Origin of the sequence: Acinetobacter bouvetii (genome assembly GCF_902753875.1) — a bacterium.
Lineage (GTDB): Bacteria > Pseudomonadota > Gammaproteobacteria > Pseudomonadales > Moraxellaceae > Acinetobacter > Acinetobacter bouvetii_A.
Genome location: NZ_CADDTS010000007.1, coordinates 26,744 through 47,525 on the forward strand (window position 1 = coordinate 26,744; position 20,782 = coordinate 47,525).

A 20,782-nucleotide genomic window follows, 5' to 3' on the forward strand; every position below is an offset into this window, starting at 1 on the left:
GCACGAGCGTTTTTATTTTTGGCTATGAATCGGATAACCCAAGAAAGGTTTAATTTCTTTAAGCACAAAAATACTTTGCATTTCTTTAATCCCAGGCAAGCGCCGAATGGTCGACATGGAAAATTCAGCATAGGTGTCGAGATCTGGAGAAACCACTTGCAATAAAAAGTCAGCATCCCCCCCAACGCTATAGCAGGCCACCACATGTTCAAGTTCAGAGACCCGCTCTTCAAACTTTTTGGCTTCTTTTTCACTGTGGCTATCAATGGATACACGAATAAAAACCATCACGCCTTGCCCGATTTTTTTACGGTCGAGTAATACCCCATAGCCCTTAATCACTTGAGTATCTTCTAGCTGTTTCACGCGACGCCAGCAGGGTGAAGTGGACATACCAATTTGCTCTGCCAATTCGGCATTGGTCATACGCGAGTCTTCTTGTAAGTATTTTAAAATTCTAGCATCAGTTTTATCTAAAAGGCTCATTGGTATAAATAACCCTAAAAATGAATATATCGGTTATTTATACCTTTTTATTGCGTTTTTATAAAATAAATAGATCAGTTTTACCTCTAAAATTATTCAAAAATAGTGCCATTCATTGCTGATCGTACCTGTGCAACATGGAACATTTCACACAATTTTCCACTTATATGTTTACGCTGTTTTTGGCGACATTATTACCTGGGCCGGGCATGACAGGACTCATGTTTAAGACATTATCTCAAGGTTATCAGGCGGGTATCATCATGCTCTTGGGTTTAATGACTGCGGACATGCTTTATCTGTCTGCATCGATTTTTTTATTAAGTTATATCAGTCAACTCAGCCCAAACTTTTCATTTTATTTAATCGTCTTTTCGAGTGCATACTTACTGTATTTGGCTTACCAGTTTTGGACATTTAAGGGAGATTTACTGGCCAGTAGCAATGAGCTCAATCTAGGAAAAACCCTTACAGCTTACAAAGAGGGTTTATTGATTACGTTAAGTAATCCCAAGACGATTTCCTTTTATTTGGCCTTAGTGCCTGCGATTTTTGGTTCGGTCTCTTTAAGGGAAAAAAGCCCAATGCTCATGGCAGTCACGTTGCTGACATTGGCTGTCATTGGTGGGCTCTATATTTTCTGCTCACTTGGCTTAAAGAAAGTTTTAAAGCCACAGCATGTGCAGAAAATGTTGGTGCGGAGTTTGGCGTGCATCATGGGCTTTTTGGCGGTTAGTCTGCTTTATAAAGAGCTGAATGTGATGGCGCCAGTCTATGCGAGTTTGTTTTAATCAGGCTGAAAAATGACTTGAAATTTGCCAAAAAATGTCCAATATATGCATTATATCCGCATGGTGTTGTGTGGGCATAAAAGGTGAATGCAAATGGCAAAGAAAAAAGTCCTGCCAGAAGTTGAGATGCGCAACTTTGTGGCAAAACACATGAACGATTTTAACAAAAGCCAAACTTTTGTAGATCGAAAGAAAAATGCAAGACGTGGCTATGACAAGCACAAAAAAGGGAGATATTCAGATGATTATCTCCCTTTTTATTGCACTGTATTTTCTTAGATCTGAATCTGATCAAACACCCACAATACGGGTTGCAGATTTCACCATATCCCCCAGACCATGGGTCTTAAAGTAATACTCCATCCAGCTTTTCACCATCAGTGGATTACTCATTTTTAACACACGCTCTAGCTGTTCTTGTGCATCCGTCATTGGGACATGACAAATCGCTTTACGCACCCGCAAAATATTGCTGGAACTCATCGACAGGGTATTAAAGCCCATTGCCATCAACAGAATGGCAGACAGCGGATCTCCCGCCATTTCCCCACAAATACTGACCGGTTTATCGTACTTGTGACATTCCTGAACCAGACGGGTCAGGGCACGTAAAACCGCAGGATGAAAATGCGAATATACATTGGCAACGCGTGGATTATTACGGTCTACCGCCAAAAGATACTGGGTCAAGTCATTGGAACCGACCGAGAAGAAATCCACCAGTTCGGAAAATTCTTCAATCTGTAACAGTACACTCGGCACTTCAACCATAATGCCAATTTTGGGCTTGGTAATTTTAACCTGTTCTTCTTCCTGCACTGCGGTCCAATCACGGTCCAGTAGATATAAAGCTTCTTCTACTTCACTGACACTAGTCACCATTGGTAGCAAAATGTGTAAGTTATTCAGGCCAATACTGGCTTTAAGCATGGCACGAATCTGGGCAGAAAAAATTTCCGGATGATCGAGGGTAAAGCGAATCCCGCGCCAGCCCAGTGCTGAGTTTTCTTCTTCAATCGAGAAATAAGGCAGGTCTTTGTCGGCCCCAATATCGAGGGTACGCATCACCACCGGTTTATTGGCAAAGTGACTCAGTTGCTGGCGGTAAATCGAACGCTGTTCTTCCTCACCCGGGAAGCGGTCACGCAGCATAAACGGAATTTCAGAGCGGTATAAACCGACGCCTTTGGCACCACGCTGTACGCCACGCACCACATCAATCATCAAGCCCGTGTTGACAAAAAGTTTGACTGCAACGCCATCGGGGGTAATGGCATCTTTGGTTTCGTATTGCTTTAAATCTTTAGCAAGCTGTTCTTCTTCTTTTTGAATTTCTTTGTAGCGGCTACGCAAACGGCGCGGCGGATTGATAAATACACGGCCTTGATGGGCATCGACAATCATCTCGACATCATCCAGGGTATTGATTGGCAGTTCAGTCACACCGACCACGGTTGGAATGCCTAGTGCACGTGCCACAATCACCATATGTGAGTTCATGGCACCTTCGGTGGTGACAATCGCGGCAATTTTATCCACCGGTAATTCAACCAGTGCCGCGGTTGAAATGTCTTCCCCGATCAGAATGCTTTCATCGGTCAGTTCACGATGGCTGGCATCGGCTTCCTGTAAGTACGCCAAAATACGACGGCCCAGATCTTTTAAATCAGAGACACGCTCGCGTAGATAGTCATCTTCCATTTGCGAAAACAGCGCAATGTGATTATCAATGACAATACGCACTGCACCCTGAGCCCAGTTACCATCGCGGATTTCAGCTTTAATTTCAGAAGGGAGCGCATTTTCATCCAGCATGCGCAAGAACACGCTAAATAAAGCCCGTTCTTCAGCCATCAAGGCATCCTGCATTTTTTCATCCAGTGCCTGAATTTCCTGACGCACTGCATTTAATGCGGCATCCAGAAGCTCCAGTTCTTCACTGATGTCATCTGCTTCACGATCAGGTACAGCCGCCAGGTCTGCAGGCGGGTAGAGAATTACCGCACGCCCTAAAGCAATCCCGCCTGAACCGGGAACGCCCTGAAAGGTTTTATAAGCAGGCAAATTGCTTGGCTTGCGGAACACATCGATATTACCCACGGCATGGGCATGGGCAATCACACCGGAAAGCTGGGCACACAAGGTCACCAGAAACGATTCAGCCGCTTCACTAAAATCTTGTGATTCTTTATTTTGCACCACCAGAACGCCCATCACCTTACGGCGGTACATCACCGGAACACCAAGGAATGAATTATAAATTTCTTCCCCGGTTTCCGGCAGGTACATAAAGCGTTCATGCTTGGGCGCATTGTCCAGATTGACGATTTCTTCACGTTGTCCCACCAGCCCGACCAGACCTTCGCTGGTGTGCAAGGAAACGTGTCCAACCGCTTCAGGATTTAAACCCTTAGAGGCCATGAGCAGATAACGCTGATTGCGTTCATCTAGCAGATAGATGGAGCAGACATCCACCTGCATGGCGGTTGCCACCTGATTGACCATAATGTCGAGGGATTCATGCAAACTGGTGGACGCATTGATTTCTTGCACAATGCGTCTTAAGGTGTCCAGTTGCATATTCGACATAAAATCTGCTCCAAAAAAAGTTTAAACCTGCTTTTAGTTATAACAACATGCTGCTAAAAAATCTGCATTTTCATACGATTTTTTATCTTTAGATGGTGGGTAACTGATGACACAGTTCTACCATCGCTTTACGGTATACATCGCGTTTAAAATTCACGACCTGTCCTAATGGATACCAGTAACTTACCCATTGCCATTGGTCAAACTCCGGTGGATCTGACAAATCCAGCTGAATGTTTCTGGCTGGGGCTGTCAGTTTGAGTAAAAACCACTTTTGTTTTTGACCAATACACACCGGATCTGAATCCGGGCGTATATACCGTTGTGGCAAACGATAACGCAGCCAACCTTTTGTTTGCGCTACAATTTGAACATGTTCGGGCAATAAGCCAACTTCTTCTCTCAGCTCACGATAAAGTGCCTGTTCAGGGGTTTCTCCATACTGGATACCTCCTTGTGGAAATTGCCAAGCATTGTGTCCAATGCGTTTTGCCCATAAAACCTGTCCAATGTCGTTTGCCAAAATGATCCCGACATTCGGTCGGAAACCTTCTGAGTCGATCATTTGGCCTACCTAAATCTTGTGTAATGTGTGGCTTTTTTTACGGGGATTGTTATTTCTATATCCATCTCAAAAAAAAGCACAGCTTAAATGTTAAAAATTGCTATGATCTTAACGAATTTCTATCGACTAGCGGAGATAGATTTACAATTTTTTTCTTAAATTGCAGTTTTTACGAGTATTTTCATGAAATTGGCTTTATTTGACCTCGACCACACCTTACTCAATACCGATTCAGATTATTCATGGGGTGAGTTTTTAGTAACCGAGGGTTTAGTCGATCCAATCCGACATCGTCAAATGAATGACAAGTTTTATGAAGACTATAAAGCAGGGCAACTTGACCCGATTGCCTACAACGAATTTGTATTCGAATTTTTAACCCAGCACGACAATGAATATTTGACAGAATTACATGAATTGTTCATGAAAAAAGTCATTCGTCCGCAAATGCGCCCTGAAGGTTTTGCTGCCATTCAAAAGCACAAAAATGCAGGACATGAGCTGGTGGGGATTACCGCAACGTCTGATTTTATTACCGCCCCGATTTTTCATGAGTTTGGCATTACTGAAATTATTGCCACCAATGCAGAAGTGGTTGATGGCAAATATACCGGTAAAGTTATCAATACTGCATGTTATCAAAAAGGTAAATTGATCCGTCTGGAACAATGGCTGGAAGGCCGTAATATTGATGAGTCATGGGCCTATTCAGATTCATTCAATGACCGTTTCTTGCTGGAATATGCCGACCATGCCATTGTGGTCAATCCGGACGAGCGTTTAGAGGCGTTGGCCAAAGAACAAAACTGGGACATTCAGGACTGGTCGATTTAACCGTTGAAGTCGTCTGATGGAGAATGGTGTGGAAAATCACGGTTCTCCATAAATGATGAAAAGGATCGAGGAAAGTAAAAATATCTAAAAAATAAAAAACATTAAAAAAACATTTTAGAGCCATTATCAGTTGTTATGGAATGGAAAAATTTTCCGTCTGGGGCCGGTTTTTTTCAGCGGATAAATTGCAGTTCTGGACGACAAAATACCCCTTACTATTGGCCTGCCTTTACCGTATATTAAGATGAAAGCAAAAGGGTAAAAGAGCAAATTTACAGTTTCAAATTCAAGAACAATGGGAGAGAACAATGAGCCAGACACGTCCAAGAATGACCAACCTATTTGAACAGCTGGGCTTAGATTCAAGTGAAGAGGCGATCTCACTTTTTATTGCGACGCATCAACTCACTGCTGATACCCCAATTACCGAAGCAGAATATTGGACTGATGCACAGCGCCAGTTTTTAATAGAAAAACTGAAGTCAGATGGATCATGGGCAATTACTGTCGATCAGCTGAGTGAATCTTTACATGAAGATTCTGTCGGTTAAGTCTGCTGCGGTGATTGAATAAAGTTAAATCATTATAAAAAGCCGTCACAATGACGGCTTTTTTTACTGTTTGCTGCTTAATGCTGTTGCATCATGGCGACTAGTTCCTGTACGGCACGTGACTGGGTGCGACCCGGATGCCAGACCATGCCCAACTGACGGTTCATTTCCAGATTGATATCCAGACGTTGCAGCTCTTGATTCAATAGCGTTTTGGGTAATACCGACCAGCCCAGACCAATCGAAACCAGCATGCGAATGGATTCCAATGGATTATTGCTCATGGTGATTTTCGGTTTTACGCCTTGTTTTTCAAACTCGGCCAAGGTGATTTGGCTGGTATAAGTTTGTGAGGCAGGAAGCAAACTGGGGTATTGAATTAAATCTTCCAGAGTCAAATTGCTTTTTTGTGCCAAAGGATGAAACGGTGCAGCGACAAAGACCAGAGGATCATCCCAAATGGTCACATATTTAAGACGTTCATCGCCTTGAGGGGGAAGGGTCAAAAACGCCAGTTCCAGATCACCTGCCAACACCTGTTCGTGCGCCTGTTCGGAATCGACAAAGTGTACATCCAAAGTCACTTCTGGAAATTGCTGCACATAATTACGCAGATGCTGCGGTAAATGATGCAGGCCAATGTGGTGGCTAGTGCCAATTTTCAGTTTACCCTGAACCTGCTCCTGTTCATGACTGAGGGTGTGATGAATATCTCCCAGCTCATTCAGCCAGTTTTTGACTTTCGGCAGCAAGGAGTGTGCTGCATGGGTGGCTTGAACCCCACGGCCGGCAGATTCAAAAAGTTTCACCCCAAAATATTCTTCCAGGCTATGAATCCGTTTGGTCACCGCAGGCTGGGTAATAAACAACAGGTCAGCAGCCATAGAAATAGAGCCTGTTTCCATGACTTTAATAAAGGCTTCGAAGGCAGCAAGATTCATAGTGGTCATTTGGTTATGAAATATTCAAGTAATTATAAAATATTTTTATGATGTAAGCGAATCCGTTGCTAAAAAATTCACGATAAAAATGTATACAGATATAAATTTAAAGCGTAGAAATAAAAAAAATCACCGCATGAAAATGTGGTGATTCTTGTAAAGAGTGAAACGGCAACCCATGCGATCTGTATCGCCTGACCGGTGTTTAGATAACGGCGTTGTTCCTGTTTTGCATTTTAGCCGGTTTAGCTTCCCAGATTTTTTCATGGAAGAAGAAGGCAATCGCCTGAATTGTCGGCTCAAGCAAGCTCAGGGTCACTGCCATCCAGATACTTCCTGTCACGAAATAACCGACCAACATGGCAATCGTGATGTGCATAATGTAATAGCTAAAGGTTTTTTTGAACATACGCTGGTTGTTGTTCACAAATTTTTGAATATGAGCCATGGGTTGTTCCTCAGTCTTTACTCGGGATATATTCAAATGATAATCATTATTATTTAGTTTGTAAAAACAAATTTATTATTCATTTTAATCGGATTTATGAATTATTCGCTGGGCAAACTTAATCTAAGGGGAACCGTATCCAATGCCGATACGTTTCTAACAGGGTGGTAGTCATGGACATTAAACATATCAAATACCTCTTGGATATTTTCGAGCAAGCAGTCGAAAAGCGTATGGGGGTCTATGAAATAGCAGATGATGAAGGTGATGAAAACCGTGCCGCGGCTGAGTGTAATGCCGCCAAAGCGGAACTCATCAGGGCGATTGAGCAACTGGTCGAGTCTAAACGCGATTCATCAATATAAAGACTCCAGTTAGCTTCTGGGCTGTATAAGAGGCAGCAGTAATCTGGTTAGCATCTCAATCTGGTGCTGAGTATCGTAAAGACTCAATCGGCCTTTAAAAATCTGCTTTGAATTGATCTTGAATCATTAATAGATGAGAAATGTTGATTGGGTATGTGCTGAAGCTCATAGCGATGTTGTATCACGCTGTTCTGCATAAAAGCATAAGTAGGTCTTTATGTGGAATATAGTTTTTGAGGAGGAAAACAGGCTTGGTTTAAAAATTTATGGATAAAATTTTGGCCGAAAATACAGGGTGTGACTCAGGTTAAAATTAATTCCAAAAAGTTTTTAAACTAATAAAAATGATAAATTAGATTTATGTGAATAGCTCGTTATAATCGATTTAACGAAAGAATTTACCCAGTCCAGTGGAGCATATCGACATGGCAGGCGAAACCCAAAAAGCAAAAACCTTATATGACAAATTGTGGGATGACCATCTAGTAAAACAACGAGATGATGGCTCTTCATTGTTGTATATCGACCGTCATTTATTGCATGAAGTAACTTCTCCTCAAGCATTTGAAGGGTTGCAGCTTGCGGGTCGTAAGCCATGGCGTTTAAGTGCCAACGTAGCTACCCCTGACCATAACGTTCCAACGTCTAAAAAAGAACGTTCTGAAGGAATTGCAGGGATTGAAGATGATACTTCACGTATTCAAGTACAAACTTTAGATGACAACTGTAAAACCTTTAATGTGGTGCAGTTTGACATTAACGATGTGCGCCAAGGTATTGCGCATGTGGTGGGTCCTGAACAAGGTTTGACTTTGCCAGGCATGACCGTGGTGTGTGGTGACTCTCATACAGCGACGCATGGTGCATTTGGCTGTTTGGCGCATGGTATTGGTACTTCTGAAGTTGAACATGTATTGGCAACCCAATGCTTGGTTCAAAAGAAAATGAAGAACATGTTGGTACGCGTTGACGGACAATTGGGTCAGGGCGTAACTCCTAAAGACGTAGTATTGGCGATTATCGGTAAAATTGGTACTGCGGGTGGTACAGGTCATGCGATTGAATTCGGTGGTCAAGTATTCCGTGATATGTCGATTGAAGGCCGTATGACCGTATGTAACATGGCGATCGAAGGTGGTGCACGTGTTGGTATGGTGGCTGTCGATGACAAAACCATTGAATACGTGAAAGACCGTCCATATGCGCCAAAAGGCGAGCAGTGGGACCAAGCGGTTGCCTACTGGAATACTTTGCATTCAGATGAAGGCGCGCACTTTGACACCGTTGTGGTGTTACAAGGTGAAGAGATTGAACCACAAGTGTCTTGGGGAACTTCTCCTGAGATGGTGATTCCAGTTTCTCAAGCGGTACCAACTTTAGAACAAGCCAAAGATGATGTACAACGCAATGACTGGACACGTGCTTACCAATATATGGGTTTAACTGCGGGTCAGGCCTTGGCAGATATTCAATTAGACCGTGTGTTTATTGGTTCTTGTACAAACTCACGTATTGAAGATATTCGTGCAGCAGCAGAAATTGCTAAAGGCAAAAAAGTTGCCAGCACAATTAAGCAAGCAATGGTGGTACCGGGTTCTGGTTTAGTGAAAGCACAAGCTGAAGCGGAAGGCTTAGATAAAATCTTGATTGAAGCCGGTTTTGAATGGCGTGAGCCGGGTTGTTCAATGTGTTTGGCGATGAATGCTGACAAATTACAACCGGGCGAACACTGTGCATCAACTTCAAACCGTAACTTTGAAGGTCGTCAGGGTAATGGTGGTCGTACGCATTTGGTAAGTCCAGCAATGGCAGCAGCGGCAGCAATTGCAGGTCATTTTGTTGACGTGCGTTCGTTCTAAAATCCCCCTCTTGCGAAGCAATGCTTCTCACCTTTTGTAAAAGGGGGAAGTTCCCCTCTTTATTAAAAAGGGGGTAGGGGAGATTTAAAGTGATGATATTCTTTAGGAACAAAGACAATGAAAAAATATACCGTTGAACAAGGTATCGTTGCACCATTAGACCGTGCCAATGTCGATACAGATTTAATCATTCCAAAACAGTTCTTGAAATCCATCAAACGTACCGGTTTTGGTGATAACTTATTTGATGAATTACGTTATTTGGATGAAGGTTATTTAGGGCAAGACATTTCAAAGCGTCCTAAAAACCCAGATTTTGCTTTGAACCAGCCACGTTACCAAGGTGCGACCGTATTAATTTCTCGTGCCAACTTTGGCTGCGGTTCAAGCCGTGAACATGCGCCTTGGGCATTGAATGAATACGGTTTCCGTACTGTGATTGCACCAAGCTATGCTGACATTTTTTTCAATAACAGTTTCAAAAATGGCATGTTGCCAGTGATCTTGTCTGAAGAGATTGTTGATCAGTTATTTAAAGAATGTGCGGCAACCGAAGGCTATCAATTGACCATTGATTTGGACGCGCAAGAAGTTCGTACACCATCAGGCGAAGCTTTCAAATTTGAAGTCGATCCTTTCCGTAAGCACTGCTTGTTAAATGGCTTGGATGATATTGGTTTAACTTTACAGGCTGCGGATGATATTCGTGCTTATGAAGAAAAAACCAAGCAATCACGTCCTTGGGTGTTTCAGGAAATTCACGGTTAATTATTTGAATTTTCAGCGCTAGTAGTATCGGAGCTTAACTCTTGCTAATATCGAATCCATAAAAATATTCAGTTGGCTTTAATTGGTGAGGGTTGGGCTCGGACAATGACAAAAGTTTATGGTCAGCTTGCGATGCTGGGTTTGATGGTCGCATCCTTAAGTGCATGCCAAAGTATTGATACAGCACGTGTTAAATATGTGAAAGAAACCACGTCAACAGAATCCAATGCATTGATTTTCTGTGCGGGAACAGAACAGTGTGAATTCGAGCGCCTAGATGAAACCCAGATTATTGATGCCCAAACGCATCGATTAAGTCGTCAGGCGATTCAACAGGGTATTGTTCGTTTGAAAGAGAAATCGTTAAACGATCCTAATCCTTTATTTTTATCTGTACCGACTGGACAGCATGAAGTCGTGATTCGCTTCTATCCGATCTCTAAAGATCGCGCAGAGACGCTCCATGTCTTTCACAATTTTAATGCCAAGAAACACTATACCTTTAAGATGTATCGAGACCGGAGCAAGCATACCGGTAGTTTGTTGAATGTTTCTGCACCTGATCCATTGTGTGTCGATCTTCAGCAAGCACAAAAATCTATTCGCCGTTTCTGCAAACCCTACAATGTCTTGAATGGCTTAGGTGAGTTTGTAGAACAAAAAATTTAATATCCAAACAGTCTTGTGACTGAATTTGAAAATGGAAAATCTCATGTCTAAACATATTTTGATTTTAGCTGGTGACGGCATCGGCCCTGAAATTGTGAAAGCTGCAGAGCAAGTGCTCACTCGAGTAAATGAGAAATTCAATTTAGGTTTGACTTGGGAACAAGGTCTTTTAGGTGGTGCGGCAATTGATGCACATGGCGCGCCATATCCAGATGTGACCTCTGCACAGGCTAAAAAAGCTGATGCAATTTTATTGGGCGCAGTCGGTGGGCCTAAATGGGATAGCATTGAACGCTCAATTCGTCCAGAACGCGGTTTATTAAAATTACGTAGCGAACTGAATCTGTTTGCTAACTTGCGCCCAGCGATCCTCTATCCGCAATTGGCAGATGCTTCAAGCTTGAAACCTGAAATTGTTGCAGGTCTGGATATCCTGATTGTGCGTGAACTCACAGGCGGGATCTACTTCGGTCAACCACGCGGGATCCGCGAGTTAGAAAATGGTGAGAAACAAGGTTTCAATACCGATGTTTATTCAGAATCTGAAATCAAGCGTATTGCTAAAGTAGCGTTTGAACTTGCGGGTCTTCGTGGCGGTAAAGTGTGTTCAGTGGATAAAGCCAATGTGCTTGAAGTGACTGAGCTTTGGAAACAAACCGTGACTGCCATGAAAGAAGCAGAATATCCGGAAATCAACTTGTCACACATGTATGTTGATAATGCTGCCATGCAATTGGTACGTGCACCGAAACAGTTTGATGTGATTGTGACTTCTAACCTGTTTGGTGACATCTTGTCTGATGAAGCGGCAATGTTAACCGGTTCTATTGGCATGTTGCCGTCTGCATCGCTTGATGAAAATGGCAAAGGGATGTACGAGCCTTGTCATGGTTCAGCGCCAGACATCGCGGGTCAAAACCTGGCGAATCCATTGGCGACCATTCTTTCTGTTGCCATGATGCTTCGTTATACCTTCCGTGAAGAAGCTGCTGCCAAAGCGATTGAAGATGCAGTTGGTAATGTTCTGGATCAAGGTTTACGTACGGCAGACATTATGTCGGAAGGCATGAACAAAGTCGGTACCGTAGAAATGGGGCAAGCAGTTGTTTCTGCATTGAACTAAGTTCTATCGAATAAAAAACGCAGCCTTGGTGCTGCGTTTTTTTATGGGAAATTAAATGTGATTTAGCAGGTCCGACCGGTGTAATACACTGACTTAGCGATATTATGTTCTAAGCGATAGATAATTTTGCATTGTAAATTGACATCATAACTTTCTGCCCGTGGAGTGACTTGAATGGGTACAGCCCCCGGTCGGGTTTGCGCCATGGGAACTGGAATGGTGACGGGACGCATGACGGTATATGTAATGCTATTACTGTCAACGATAGGAGGGTGTACCTGCTGATAACCTAATTCAGACAGATGAAGGTTGGCTTGAATATGCTGGCTGCTTTCACCTAGAAATTTTTGTAAATACGCATCCCGTTGTTCGATGCTGGTCGTTGAGTAAGTGGTACAACCAGATAATAGGCCAAGCGTGACAAACAGGGCAATGATGTGAAGAAATGACATAGCCTTTTCTCCATTATATAAAATTTTATTTTAAATGGATAAAGTGTCAATGAACGTTGTGATTTGATACACGGTGCTAAGATCAGTAAGTCAGGAAATGTAGAACCTAAGTTCTGACAACTAGTATGACTATTTGAATAAGCTATCGTCTGACAATTTTGATTAAAATTCGATGCAAGAGATGGTTAAAATGGCGTTGCTTGCAGTCAGTGCTGAAATGTTCAGTTTTTTACTGCTTAAATGACAGTTGTTATACTGTCTGCACGTTTCATCTATATAATTTTATACACAATAAAAAACACGGAAAAGAAAATGAAAAAAATTATTTTGCTGCTTAGCGGTTGCCTATTTTCTGCGGCTACGCTTGCTGATAACTGTGAGCGGGCACGCAATGATTATGATGCGATCTATTGCACCAATAAACTGTATGCGAGTGCAGATGTAGAGTTAAATAATAATTACAAGCAACTTCGTACGAAGCTGAATGCTCAGCAAAAAAATATTTTAAAAAAGTCCCAGCTAGAATGGATTCGTGAGCGTGATACTCAGTGCACAACAGATACAGGTATTAATGTGGAATGTCGCCTCAGTACCACGCAAGAGCGCAATAACTGGCTGCGCGAACGCTTGCGTGAATGTAAGACAATTGGCTGTAAAACGGGCACCTTGTATTAAGTCTCGGAGCGTATGTCCTCCAAGCATAAAAAAAGCCGCGTTTTCTGCGGCTTTTTTGCTTACGCTAAAACTTAACGTGCACGATAAGTAATACGACCCTTGGTCAAATCATAAGGAGTCATTTCTACTTTCACACTATCGCCAGTTAAAATGCGGATATAGTGTTTACGCATTTTGCCAGAGATGTGGGCAATCACTTCGTGACCGTTCTCTAAACGTACACGGAACATAGTATTAGGAAGCGTCTCGGTGACAACGCCTTCGAACTCGATGAGTTCCTCTTTATTGGCCATAGCCTACCTGAATGAATAAATTGGAAAGGCGCAAATTATAGTCAATTTTTTTGCATAAAACAAGGCGCAATGGGGCTTTGCTCGTTCATCTGTCAGTTAAATAAGCGAACGCACCGGATAAATATTTTCTACAAAAAAACGTATTGTCATGTTGTCAGTTTGGTCAATCACAGTTAATCTAAAATTAATCTTTTTAAGTATAAATGAACAACATACAAGGAAGGTCTTTGCGTGGGTCAGCTAACTGATGCATCGGTTGTTTTGCGACTGGGTTACCAAGCCATTCGTCGTTCGGGTTTGCCAACTGAAGAAATTTTACTGAAAGCTGGTGTAGCCTTAAATCAGGTCGAGACCAATGATCGTACTCCGCTCAGTGCCCAATATGCGTTTTGGGTGGCTGCAGAAGAGGTCAGTAAAGACCCTGATATTGGTTTGCATTTAGGTGAACATCTGCCTTTATATCGAGGGCAGGTGATTGAACATCTGTTTATTTCCAGTGAAAACTTTGGAGAAGGGTTAAAGCGCGCATTGGCGTATCAACGCCTGATCAGTGATGCCTTTCATGCCAAACTGGTGCATGAAGATGGTCGCTGCTATTTAACCAATGGCCAGCAGTCATGGAGCGAGAATATTGTTAATCGCCATTTTTCTGAGTGTGCGATGTCGGGGGTGCTGCGTTTCTTTAAATTTATTACCGAAGGGCGCTTTCAACCGATTTATATCGACTTTAATTTCAGCCACGGTGCTCCAGATGACGAATATTTCCGGGTTTATGAATGTCCGGTGAGTTTGGGGCAAAAAGAAACCCGCCTGTATTTTGATCCTGCAATTTTAGACTATCAGTTATGGCAAGCGGAGCCAGAGCTGTTACAGCTCCATGAACAATTGGCCATAGAAAAGCTGCAAGAACTGGCACGTTATGATCTGGTCGGTGAAGTGCGTCGTGCGATTGGTTCGACGCTGGAAAGTGGTGAGACTACCTTGGAAACGGTAGCTACACATTTGAATATCACACCACGTCGTTTACGGACCCAGCTGAGTGAAGCCAATACCAGTTTTCAGCAGATTCTGTCTGACTACCGCTGTCGTTTGGCGAAAAAGTTATTGGCCAATACCAATGAGAGTGTAGAACGGATTGTTTATCTCACTGGTTTTTCCGAGCCTAGTACGTTCTATCGAGCTTTTAAGCGCTGGACCAATGAAACGCCGGTGGAATATCGAAAAAGGAAGCAACGCTAAGTTTGATATGCTAAAAATCCTCCCCTAACCCCTCCTTTAATAAAGGAGGGGAACTCCTCCCTTTAAAAAAGGGAGGTTGGGAGGGATTTCTTATTCCGGCATATTGAGCCAATGCGGGCCTAATGGTGTTTTAGGTAGATCAAACTGCTCTGGATAGTCGGCATGGATGAAATACAAGCCATCGGGTGGGGCGGTAATGCCTGCTGCTTTCCGGTCTTCAGCGGCAAAAATGGCATCAATATGATCAACGTCATACATGCCCTGACCAATTTCCAGTAAGCAGCCCATAATGTTACGCACCATGTGATGCAGGAAACCATCGGCTTGAATATCTAGCACCAGATAACAACCATGACGTATCAAACGGCAATGTTTGACATGGCGAACAGGTTGATTGGATTGACAGGCTGCGGCACGGAAACTTTCAAAGTTATGGGTGCCTTCAAATTTTTTCGCCGCTGCAATCATCTTGTCCACATCTAGTGGATAATAGGCATGCGTGACCTGTTTGTGCAAAAGTGCAGGGCGCTGCGGATTATTGTAGACCACATAACGATAACGACGTGCCTGAGCCTTAAAACGTGCATGGAAATCGCTGTCCATTTCTTTAATCCACTGGAAGGCGATATCTTTGGGAAGCTGGCTATTGGCACCCATCAACCAGCCACGAATCGGGCGGATGGAGTTGGTATCGAAATGCGCCACCATATTGGTAGCATGCACGCCTGCATCGGTACGGCCAGCGCCATGTAAAATGATCGGTTCATCGGCAATTTTGCTGAGCACTTTTTCAATGGTTTCCTGCACGCTTGGTACACCAGGCTGTTGAGTTTGCCAACCTCTATATCGAATGCCACAAAACTCAATACCGACTGCAAAACGTTGCATATTTACCTCAAATTAGCCGTGATCATGCCAATGGGCCTGCCATTGGTCTACAGCATCGTATTGTAAATACATTTTCAATGCTTTTGCATAAAGATCTGCATGTCCTGCACAATCGCTGAGGAGAATATTGCTCTGCTGGATCCACTGGCTGATTGCATAATGTTGATTGATACCGCCAAAAGGCACTTGGGTGGTCAAAACGACAGCACAGCCGGCCTGTTGTAAGTTTTGCAGGCAAGCCATGAATGGATCATTCACGGCCAGATTTCCACTTCCAAAGCCTTGTAGAATCAGACAATGCGGCGGTGACTGAGCAATGGTTTGCAAATTTGAAACTTGTTGATCTAGATCAATCGGTTGCATCATCAAGCTTAAACAATTGAAAGATGCTGCCTTCTGAATATCTGCATCCTGCACTACATAGCTCTGTGTGGCTTGCTGCGCTGTTTGCTCGGCTTTTTGCCCTGTAAATGCATCAAGCTCACTCGTATGTATTTTTAATGCGGTCTGGGCATGGAACAATTGATGATGAAAGGCCAGATAAACACCGACTGGGGCTTTTATGACGGTATCTAAGGCAAAGTTTAAATTATCAATGGCATCGCTAAATTCACGGGTATTATCACCAGTGCTATTGAGTAGGGGATATTGGCTACCAGTGAGCACCACATAGGAAGATTGGCCGAGAAAGCGGGCCAAAATTGCACTGGCATAACTAAGGGTGTCTGTACCATGAATAATGACAAAATGCTGAAATTGCTGCAGCTGAAGCTGCTGAATGTATTGCACCAGTTTCAGCCAATCTGTGGCCGTACAGGCACTACTGTCCTGAATCACTGGTGCTACAAAACATTCGATATGCTGATCGAGCGGCAGCACATGCTGTAATTGGGGAATAAAATCGACCGCAGGCATGGGACTCAGCGGATCGCCTATACAGCCAAATGTACCGCCCATATAGATTAACGCTATTTTTTTCATCATAAAAAAAGCAGCCAAGGATGACTGCTTTATAGTAGATCGAAATAGCTTAAGATGCTATCTGATTGAGTAGCTGATCAGCTTGTTGCTTTTGTTCAGATGTATATTTGGTTTCTTGTTCTGCCAATAACTCACGTGCCGATTCATATGCACCCAGTTGAATATATTGCTGCGCAAGTTCCAGATTTAGATGGATTTCATCCACTTCAGTCAATTCGGGGAAGGACTGGACCAGCGGATCGTTGTTGTCTATTTTCGCTGCAGATGAACTGACATTGCTAATATCAAAACTCACTCCAGATGCTTTTGCTGCAGGTGTTTCTGCAGTGGTTTCATCCGTAGGAATTGCAGGTTCTAGATTGAAGTCCAAATCTAAGGCAGGTTTTGTATTTTCAACTGCAACGTGTGCTTCAGTTTCTGGAGTGGTTTTTGCTACAGAGAAATCAAAATTAAATTCAGGCTTTTCTTCTGTTTCTGCCGTAGTGTAATCAGTCGTTGGCTCAGCCACCGGTGCTGGTTGTTCAGGTTTAGCTGAATCTAAGCTAAATGAGAAATCTAGTGGTTGAATTTCCTGAACAGGTGCAGCTTCTACTTTGGTCTCTTCAACCGGTGCTTGATCAAGATGGAAGTTGCTAAAATCTAAGGGCTTAATTTCTTCAGCTGGAGTGCTTGCTGGAGTAACTGAATCTAGCGATAGTGTATTGAAGTCGAGGGGTTTGATTTCTTCAATAGTTGCAGATTGAGGAGCACTGTGATCTTGCTGTAATTGATCAAAAGCCAGATCATTTGTTGTTGCAGCAGGTGCAACCGCATTATTCATCAAGGCATCAAAATCAGCAGTATTTTGGGTTTCTGCAACGACTGGTTCAGACGTTGGAGCTACAGCAGATTCCATTTTAAAATCAATAGCATCTCTAGAGCCAGCAATTTCTTTGTCATGAGCCTGTTTTTTTGCCAGCGCTTGTTCAAGGAAATCATCCAGTTCGAGAGAACGTAGATGATTAATCAGCTGGCTAATCGCAAACTCATCTTTTTGTAAAATATGTATGTCAAGCAATAGCAAATACAATTCATGCTGAGAGTTGTCTTTGTTTAAAGCTTGATTAATCTGCGCTTCAGCAGAGAAAAAATTATGATCACGAATCAGACTTTCAATTTTATTACGCTGTTCGTCAGATAAAGGGGTGGTTTTTTTCTTTTCAATAACAGTATCAGCAACTTCTTTGGTTCTAGCTGCTGTTTTTTTTGTTGAGCTGGCTTTTTGAGCTTTACTCTTGGCTGTTGTTGTTTTACCTGATTCTTGGTTGCCTTGGCGTTTTTTAACAACGACCAAAACAATGATTAATATTACTAATGGAATCACATAAATCAGCATATTTTTAACCCCTAGAGAGTAGGACTTTAGAGAGTTGCCTACTCAAAAAATCATCTTATGTAACATTGAGTTAGTGTATTGGCTTCTTATCTGCCTGTTGAGCTTTCAATTGTTGTTGCAATTGAGCTAGGCGGGCATTTAATAATTGAATTCTGTGATCCTTCTGATTTAGCGCCAATTCTAATTGAGTTACGTTTCTCTGTAATTTAACGGTTTTTTCTCGAGATGTCATAACTTTTAATGATAACTCGTTAGAAGTTTGATTTTTTTCTGTGTTCTTTTTTGCAGAACCGCTGGCTGAATCTTGTTCTTTCTCTGCAACCAGACTCATTTCAGCCTGATTCAAGCGATATTTGGCTTTTCCTGACTGATTGGAAGGGCTTTTAGCCAACTGCGTGACTACAGCTTTTTTATCATTCTTTGGATGAGCGGATGTATTTAAATCTAGTGCTGCACCACGGCGTAAGCGATTCACATCCCCTTGAATAAAGGCATGTTCATTATTGACCTTTATTTGTTTCATTACCTCGCCCACTGGACGATTTTGTTCTGTAGCCACACGTGATGCAATTGCCCAAAGGGATTCATTGGACTGTACGATATGCTTTGTACCTTCAGCTTGAGTTGTCGCCTTTGCTACAGGTACAGGCTGTGCTTTTGCGGCAACAGGTGGACGAGCTTGTGCCGCTACTTTACTTGTGACAACCGCAGTAGATTGAGATTCTGCATATTGTTTGACTAAAGGATCAGCAGAAACATTTGAATTTGAGGTTTTTAGCTCATTTTTAGTAACACTTGCTGTTGATGCCTTACTCTCGACTATAGGTTCTGGACTGACCTTGACGGGTTGGGCTGAAGGTATACTCATGGTGGAAATGACCACAGGAGCGGGAGTTACAGTATTTAAGCTTGGTGGCGCTGATTTACGTACCATCAGAGGACTTTCTGATGATGTTGCAGTTGTTTTAGGTTTTTCAATTTTATATTGCGTGCTTTCAGGTAAATGTAAGGCAATATCCTTTTCATTGACGATGGTGATCGGCATAAGGGGCTTTTCATTGCCAATACTTCGAGCCTGAATTTTTGCTGAGCTACGTTGTAAAGGGGTCTTAATATGTTGTAATCGTGTGGAATTGCCTTCCTGAATTTTAATAATAATGTTGAGTTCGGGTTCAGTTAAAGGACGTGAAGAGGTAATGGTAATCACCCCATTGCCAGAACTATCACGACGGGTAAAGAAATTAAGATGTCCCGGCGGCTGATGAACCACTCCTAAAGTGGTAATGTCATTTTCATCTGCCAGACTGGCCTGTATAGAGGCATGAGGATCAGCCTGACGAAAATTCATTTCTGCATAGAGCAATTCGCCAGGAGCAGACTGAATTTGAATCGGGTCAACAATAATCGCATGAATATTCTGCGAAGCAATAATGGCTAAAATGGCTATCTTTAATTTGTTATATACGGTCATCTTAATCTTTAGCTCGGTTTTTGTATCGCACTGCGAATAATTATATAGATTAACGAGGTGTTGGAGAATTGTAAAATATTAACATAAAGGATACATAAAAAAGCCGATCAACTGAGATCGGCTTTTCTTTTTTTACTTAAGGATTAAGCATTTTTATATTCAATCAAAATGCGGAGCATACGGCGTAAAGGCTCTGCTGCGCCCCAAAGTAATTGGTCACCCACAGTAAAGGCACCTAAGTATTCTTTACCCATGTTCAATTTACGTAAACGACCGACTGGAACAGACAGGGTACCTGTTACTGCGACTGGAGTCAGATCAGTCATAGACGCTTCACGAGTGTTTGGCACGACTTTAGACCAGTCATTTGCATTTGCAATAATGTCTTCAATCTCGTTCAACGGAATGTCTTTTTTCAGTTTTAATGTGATTGCCTGAGAATGGCAACGCATTGCACCAATCCGAACACAGTGACCATCAATTGGAACGATTTGCTGGTTGCCTAAGATCTTGTTGGTTTCAACCTGACCTTTCCATTCTTCTTTTGACTGACCGCTTTCAAGCTGTTTGTCGATATACGGAATGAGAGAACCCGCTAAAGGCACGCCAAAGTTTGCAGAAGGGAAGCCTTCGCCACGTTGTAATTGTGCAATTTTAGAGTCGATGTCTAAAATTGGTGAACGTGGATCATCTAACAAATCTTTGGTATTGTTATAGAGATAACCCATGCCATTGATGAGTTCACGCATATTTTGCGCGCCCGCACCAGAAGCTGCCTGATAAGTCATAGAGGTCGCCCATTCCACCAAATTGTTTTGGAATAGACCGCCTAAGCCCATAAGCATCAATGAAACGGTACAGTTACCACCAACAAAGGTTTTAGTGCCATTCACTAAACCGTCTTTGATCACATTCATGTTAACTGGATCAAGTACGATGATGGCTTCATCTGCCATACGTAATGTAGATGCAGCATCAATCCAGTAACCATTCCAGCTTTCTGCTTTAAGTTTAGGAAAAACCTCAGTGGTGTAATCACCACCTTGGCAGGTAATAATGACATCCATTTGCTTCAGACTGTTAATGTCTGATGCATCCATAAGTGCTGGGGCAGTCTTACCACCAAATGCAGGTGCTTCACCACCGGCATTACTGGTAGAAAAATAGAATGGCTCAAAATGAGCAAAATCATTCTCTTCAACCATACGTTGCATAAGGACAGAACCAACCATCCCGCGCCAACCGACCAGACCTACTTTCATGTCACTTTGCCTCGGTGCGTTAAAAAATAAAAGGGGGTTTGAGTGTATCAAAAGTGCCCACAACTGCAAGTACTACATAATCAAAACATCAATATTATTGAGCGGAATATCTTGTTTATGTTACATACAAAATTGATAAAGTTATTTTAACTGTAGA

23 protein-coding genes are annotated in these 20,782 nt (G+C 42.6%); 11 read left to right on the forward strand and 12 right to left on the reverse strand.

The genetic code is table 11. The annotated features are described in order from the left end of the window. Nucleotides 1-12: 12 nt before the first annotated feature. On the reverse strand, nt 13-486 hold the full coding sequence (locus FB6_RS01940; protein ID WP_217427318.1) for an Lrp/AsnC family transcriptional regulator: 474 nt from the start codon (nt 484-486) through the stop codon (nt 13-15). Between the two features lie 137 nt (nt 487-623). Here FB6_RS01940 and FB6_RS01945 point away from each other — a divergent pair, with 137 nt between their 5' ends. Beyond that, a complete protein-coding gene (locus FB6_RS01945; RefSeq protein ID WP_174558389.1) occupies nt 624-1,277 on the forward strand; it encodes a LysE family translocator in 654 nt (217 codons plus the stop codon). Between the two features lie 93 nt (nt 1,278-1,370). Next, nucleotides 1,371-1,556 (forward strand): DUF7230 family protein, encoded by a 186-nt coding sequence (locus FB6_RS01950; RefSeq protein WP_174558390.1) that lies wholly within the window; start codon nt 1,371-1,373, stop codon nt 1,554-1,556. 12 nt (nt 1,557-1,568) lie between these two features. Here the strand turns inward: FB6_RS01950 and ptsP are convergent, their stop codons facing one another. Further along, on the reverse strand, nt 1,569-3,866 hold the full coding sequence (ptsP, locus tag FB6_RS01955; RefSeq protein ID WP_174558391.1) for a phosphoenolpyruvate--protein phosphotransferase: 2,298 nt from the start codon (nt 3,864-3,866) through the stop codon (nt 1,569-1,571). Between the two features lie 88 nt (nt 3,867-3,954). Next, entirely contained in the window at nt 3,955-4,431 is a 477-nt protein-coding gene (locus tag FB6_RS01960; RefSeq protein WP_174558392.1) for an RNA pyrophosphohydrolase, read from the reverse strand. A 183-nt stretch (nt 4,432-4,614) separates the two neighbouring features. Between FB6_RS01960 and FB6_RS01965 the strand changes: the two genes are divergently transcribed. Together FB6_RS01965 and FB6_RS01970 are read left to right on the forward strand one after the other, a co-directional pair. Beyond that, the gene (locus FB6_RS01965) at nt 4,615-5,265 is read left to right on the forward strand and encodes an HAD family hydrolase (RefSeq protein WP_174558393.1); all 651 of its coding nucleotides are present in this window, start codon (nt 4,615-4,617) and stop codon (nt 5,263-5,265) included. Between the two features lie 308 nt (nt 5,266-5,573). Beyond that, complete coding sequence (locus FB6_RS01970; protein ID WP_174558394.1) at nt 5,574-5,816, forward strand: DUF2789 family protein; 243 nt, start codon at nt 5,574-5,576, stop codon at nt 5,814-5,816. A gap of 77 nt (nt 5,817-5,893) precedes the next feature. Here FB6_RS01970 and FB6_RS01975 read toward each other — a convergent pair whose 3' ends face one another. Continuing rightward, entirely contained in the window at nt 5,894-6,757 is an 864-nt protein-coding gene (locus tag FB6_RS01975) for a LysR family transcriptional regulator (protein ID WP_174558511.1), read from the reverse strand. 205 nt (nt 6,758-6,962) lie between these two features. After that, on the reverse strand, nt 6,963-7,205 hold the full coding sequence (locus FB6_RS01980) for a DUF2061 domain-containing protein (RefSeq protein WP_174558395.1): 243 nt from the start codon (nt 7,203-7,205) through the stop codon (nt 6,963-6,965). 173 nt (nt 7,206-7,378) lie between these two features. Between FB6_RS01980 and FB6_RS01985 the strand changes: the two genes are divergently transcribed. The 5 genes from FB6_RS01985 (at nt 7,379) to leuB (ending at nt 11,989) form a co-directional block, all read left to right on the forward strand. After that, nucleotides 7,379-7,570 (forward strand): hypothetical protein, encoded by a 192-nt coding sequence (locus FB6_RS01985; RefSeq protein ID WP_174558396.1) that lies wholly within the window; start codon nt 7,379-7,381, stop codon nt 7,568-7,570. Nucleotides 7,571-7,995: 425 nt separating this feature from the next. Further along, nucleotides 7,996-9,429 carry a 3-isopropylmalate dehydratase large subunit gene (gene leuC / locus FB6_RS01990; protein WP_174558397.1) on the forward strand — a complete coding sequence of 478 codons (1,434 nt, stop codon included), beginning with the start codon at nt 7,996-7,998 and terminating at the stop codon, nt 9,427-9,429. A 117-nt stretch (nt 9,430-9,546) separates the two neighbouring features. Continuing rightward, entirely contained in the window at nt 9,547-10,197 is a 651-nt protein-coding gene (leuD, locus tag FB6_RS01995; RefSeq protein ID WP_174558398.1) for a 3-isopropylmalate dehydratase small subunit, read from the forward strand. A 105-nt stretch (nt 10,198-10,302) separates the two neighbouring features. Then, nucleotides 10,303-10,866 (forward strand): hypothetical protein, encoded by a 564-nt coding sequence (locus FB6_RS02000; protein WP_174558399.1) that lies wholly within the window; start codon nt 10,303-10,305, stop codon nt 10,864-10,866. Nucleotides 10,867-10,909: 43 nt separating this feature from the next. Continuing rightward, nucleotides 10,910-11,989, forward strand: coding sequence for a 3-isopropylmalate dehydrogenase (gene leuB, locus FB6_RS02005; protein WP_174558400.1), 1,080 nt, complete (start codon nt 10,910-10,912; stop codon nt 11,987-11,989). A gap of 62 nt (nt 11,990-12,051) precedes the next feature. Here leuB and FB6_RS02010 read toward each other — a convergent pair whose 3' ends face one another. Further along, entirely contained in the window at nt 12,052-12,441 is a 390-nt protein-coding gene (locus FB6_RS02010) for a hypothetical protein (RefSeq protein WP_174558401.1), read from the reverse strand. 312 nt (nt 12,442-12,753) lie between these two features. Here FB6_RS02010 and FB6_RS02015 point away from each other — a divergent pair, with 312 nt between their 5' ends. Further along, nucleotides 12,754-13,116: a lysozyme inhibitor LprI family protein gene (locus tag FB6_RS02015; RefSeq protein ID WP_174558402.1), complete on the forward strand. Its 363-nt coding sequence runs from the start codon at nt 12,754-12,756 to the stop codon at nt 13,114-13,116. A 71-nt stretch (nt 13,117-13,187) separates the two neighbouring features. On the opposite strand, the gene infA is transcribed toward FB6_RS02015, so the two are convergent. Next, nucleotides 13,188-13,409: a translation initiation factor IF-1 gene (infA, locus tag FB6_RS02020; RefSeq protein ID WP_001284370.1), complete on the reverse strand. Its 222-nt coding sequence runs from the start codon at nt 13,407-13,409 to the stop codon at nt 13,188-13,190. Nucleotides 13,410-13,640: 231 nt separating this feature from the next. Between infA and FB6_RS02025 the strand changes: the two genes are divergently transcribed. Beyond that, entirely contained in the window at nt 13,641-14,648 is a 1,008-nt protein-coding gene (locus tag FB6_RS02025; protein ID WP_174558403.1) for an AraC family transcriptional regulator, read from the forward strand. Nucleotides 14,649-14,738: 90 nt separating this feature from the next. On the opposite strand, the gene truA is transcribed toward FB6_RS02025, so the two are convergent. The 5 genes from truA to asd all read right to left on the reverse strand — a co-directional run bounded on the left by truA (nt 14,739) and on the right by asd (nt 20,625). Beyond that, a complete protein-coding gene (gene truA, locus FB6_RS02030) occupies nt 14,739-15,536 on the reverse strand; it encodes a tRNA pseudouridine(38-40) synthase TruA (protein ID WP_174558404.1) in 798 nt (265 codons plus the stop codon). Nucleotides 15,537-15,548: 12 nt separating this feature from the next. Continuing rightward, nucleotides 15,549-16,520: an asparaginase domain-containing protein gene (locus FB6_RS02035; protein WP_174558405.1), complete on the reverse strand. Its 972-nt coding sequence runs from the start codon at nt 16,518-16,520 to the stop codon at nt 15,549-15,551. A 46-nt stretch (nt 16,521-16,566) separates the two neighbouring features. Beyond that, a complete protein-coding gene (locus FB6_RS02040) occupies nt 16,567-17,892 on the reverse strand; it encodes a fimbrial protein FimV (RefSeq protein WP_174558406.1) in 1,326 nt (441 codons plus the stop codon). Between the two features lie 70 nt (nt 17,893-17,962). Then, nucleotides 17,963-19,363, reverse strand: a complete 1,401-nt coding sequence (locus tag FB6_RS02045; protein WP_174558407.1) for a type IV pilus assembly protein FimV — start codon at nt 19,361-19,363, stop codon at nt 17,963-17,965. Nucleotides 19,364-19,506: 143 nt separating this feature from the next. Further along, complete coding sequence (gene asd, locus FB6_RS02050; RefSeq protein WP_174558408.1) at nt 19,507-20,625, reverse strand: aspartate-semialdehyde dehydrogenase; 1,119 nt, start codon at nt 20,623-20,625, stop codon at nt 19,507-19,509. Nucleotides 20,626-20,782 lie beyond the last annotated feature (157 nt).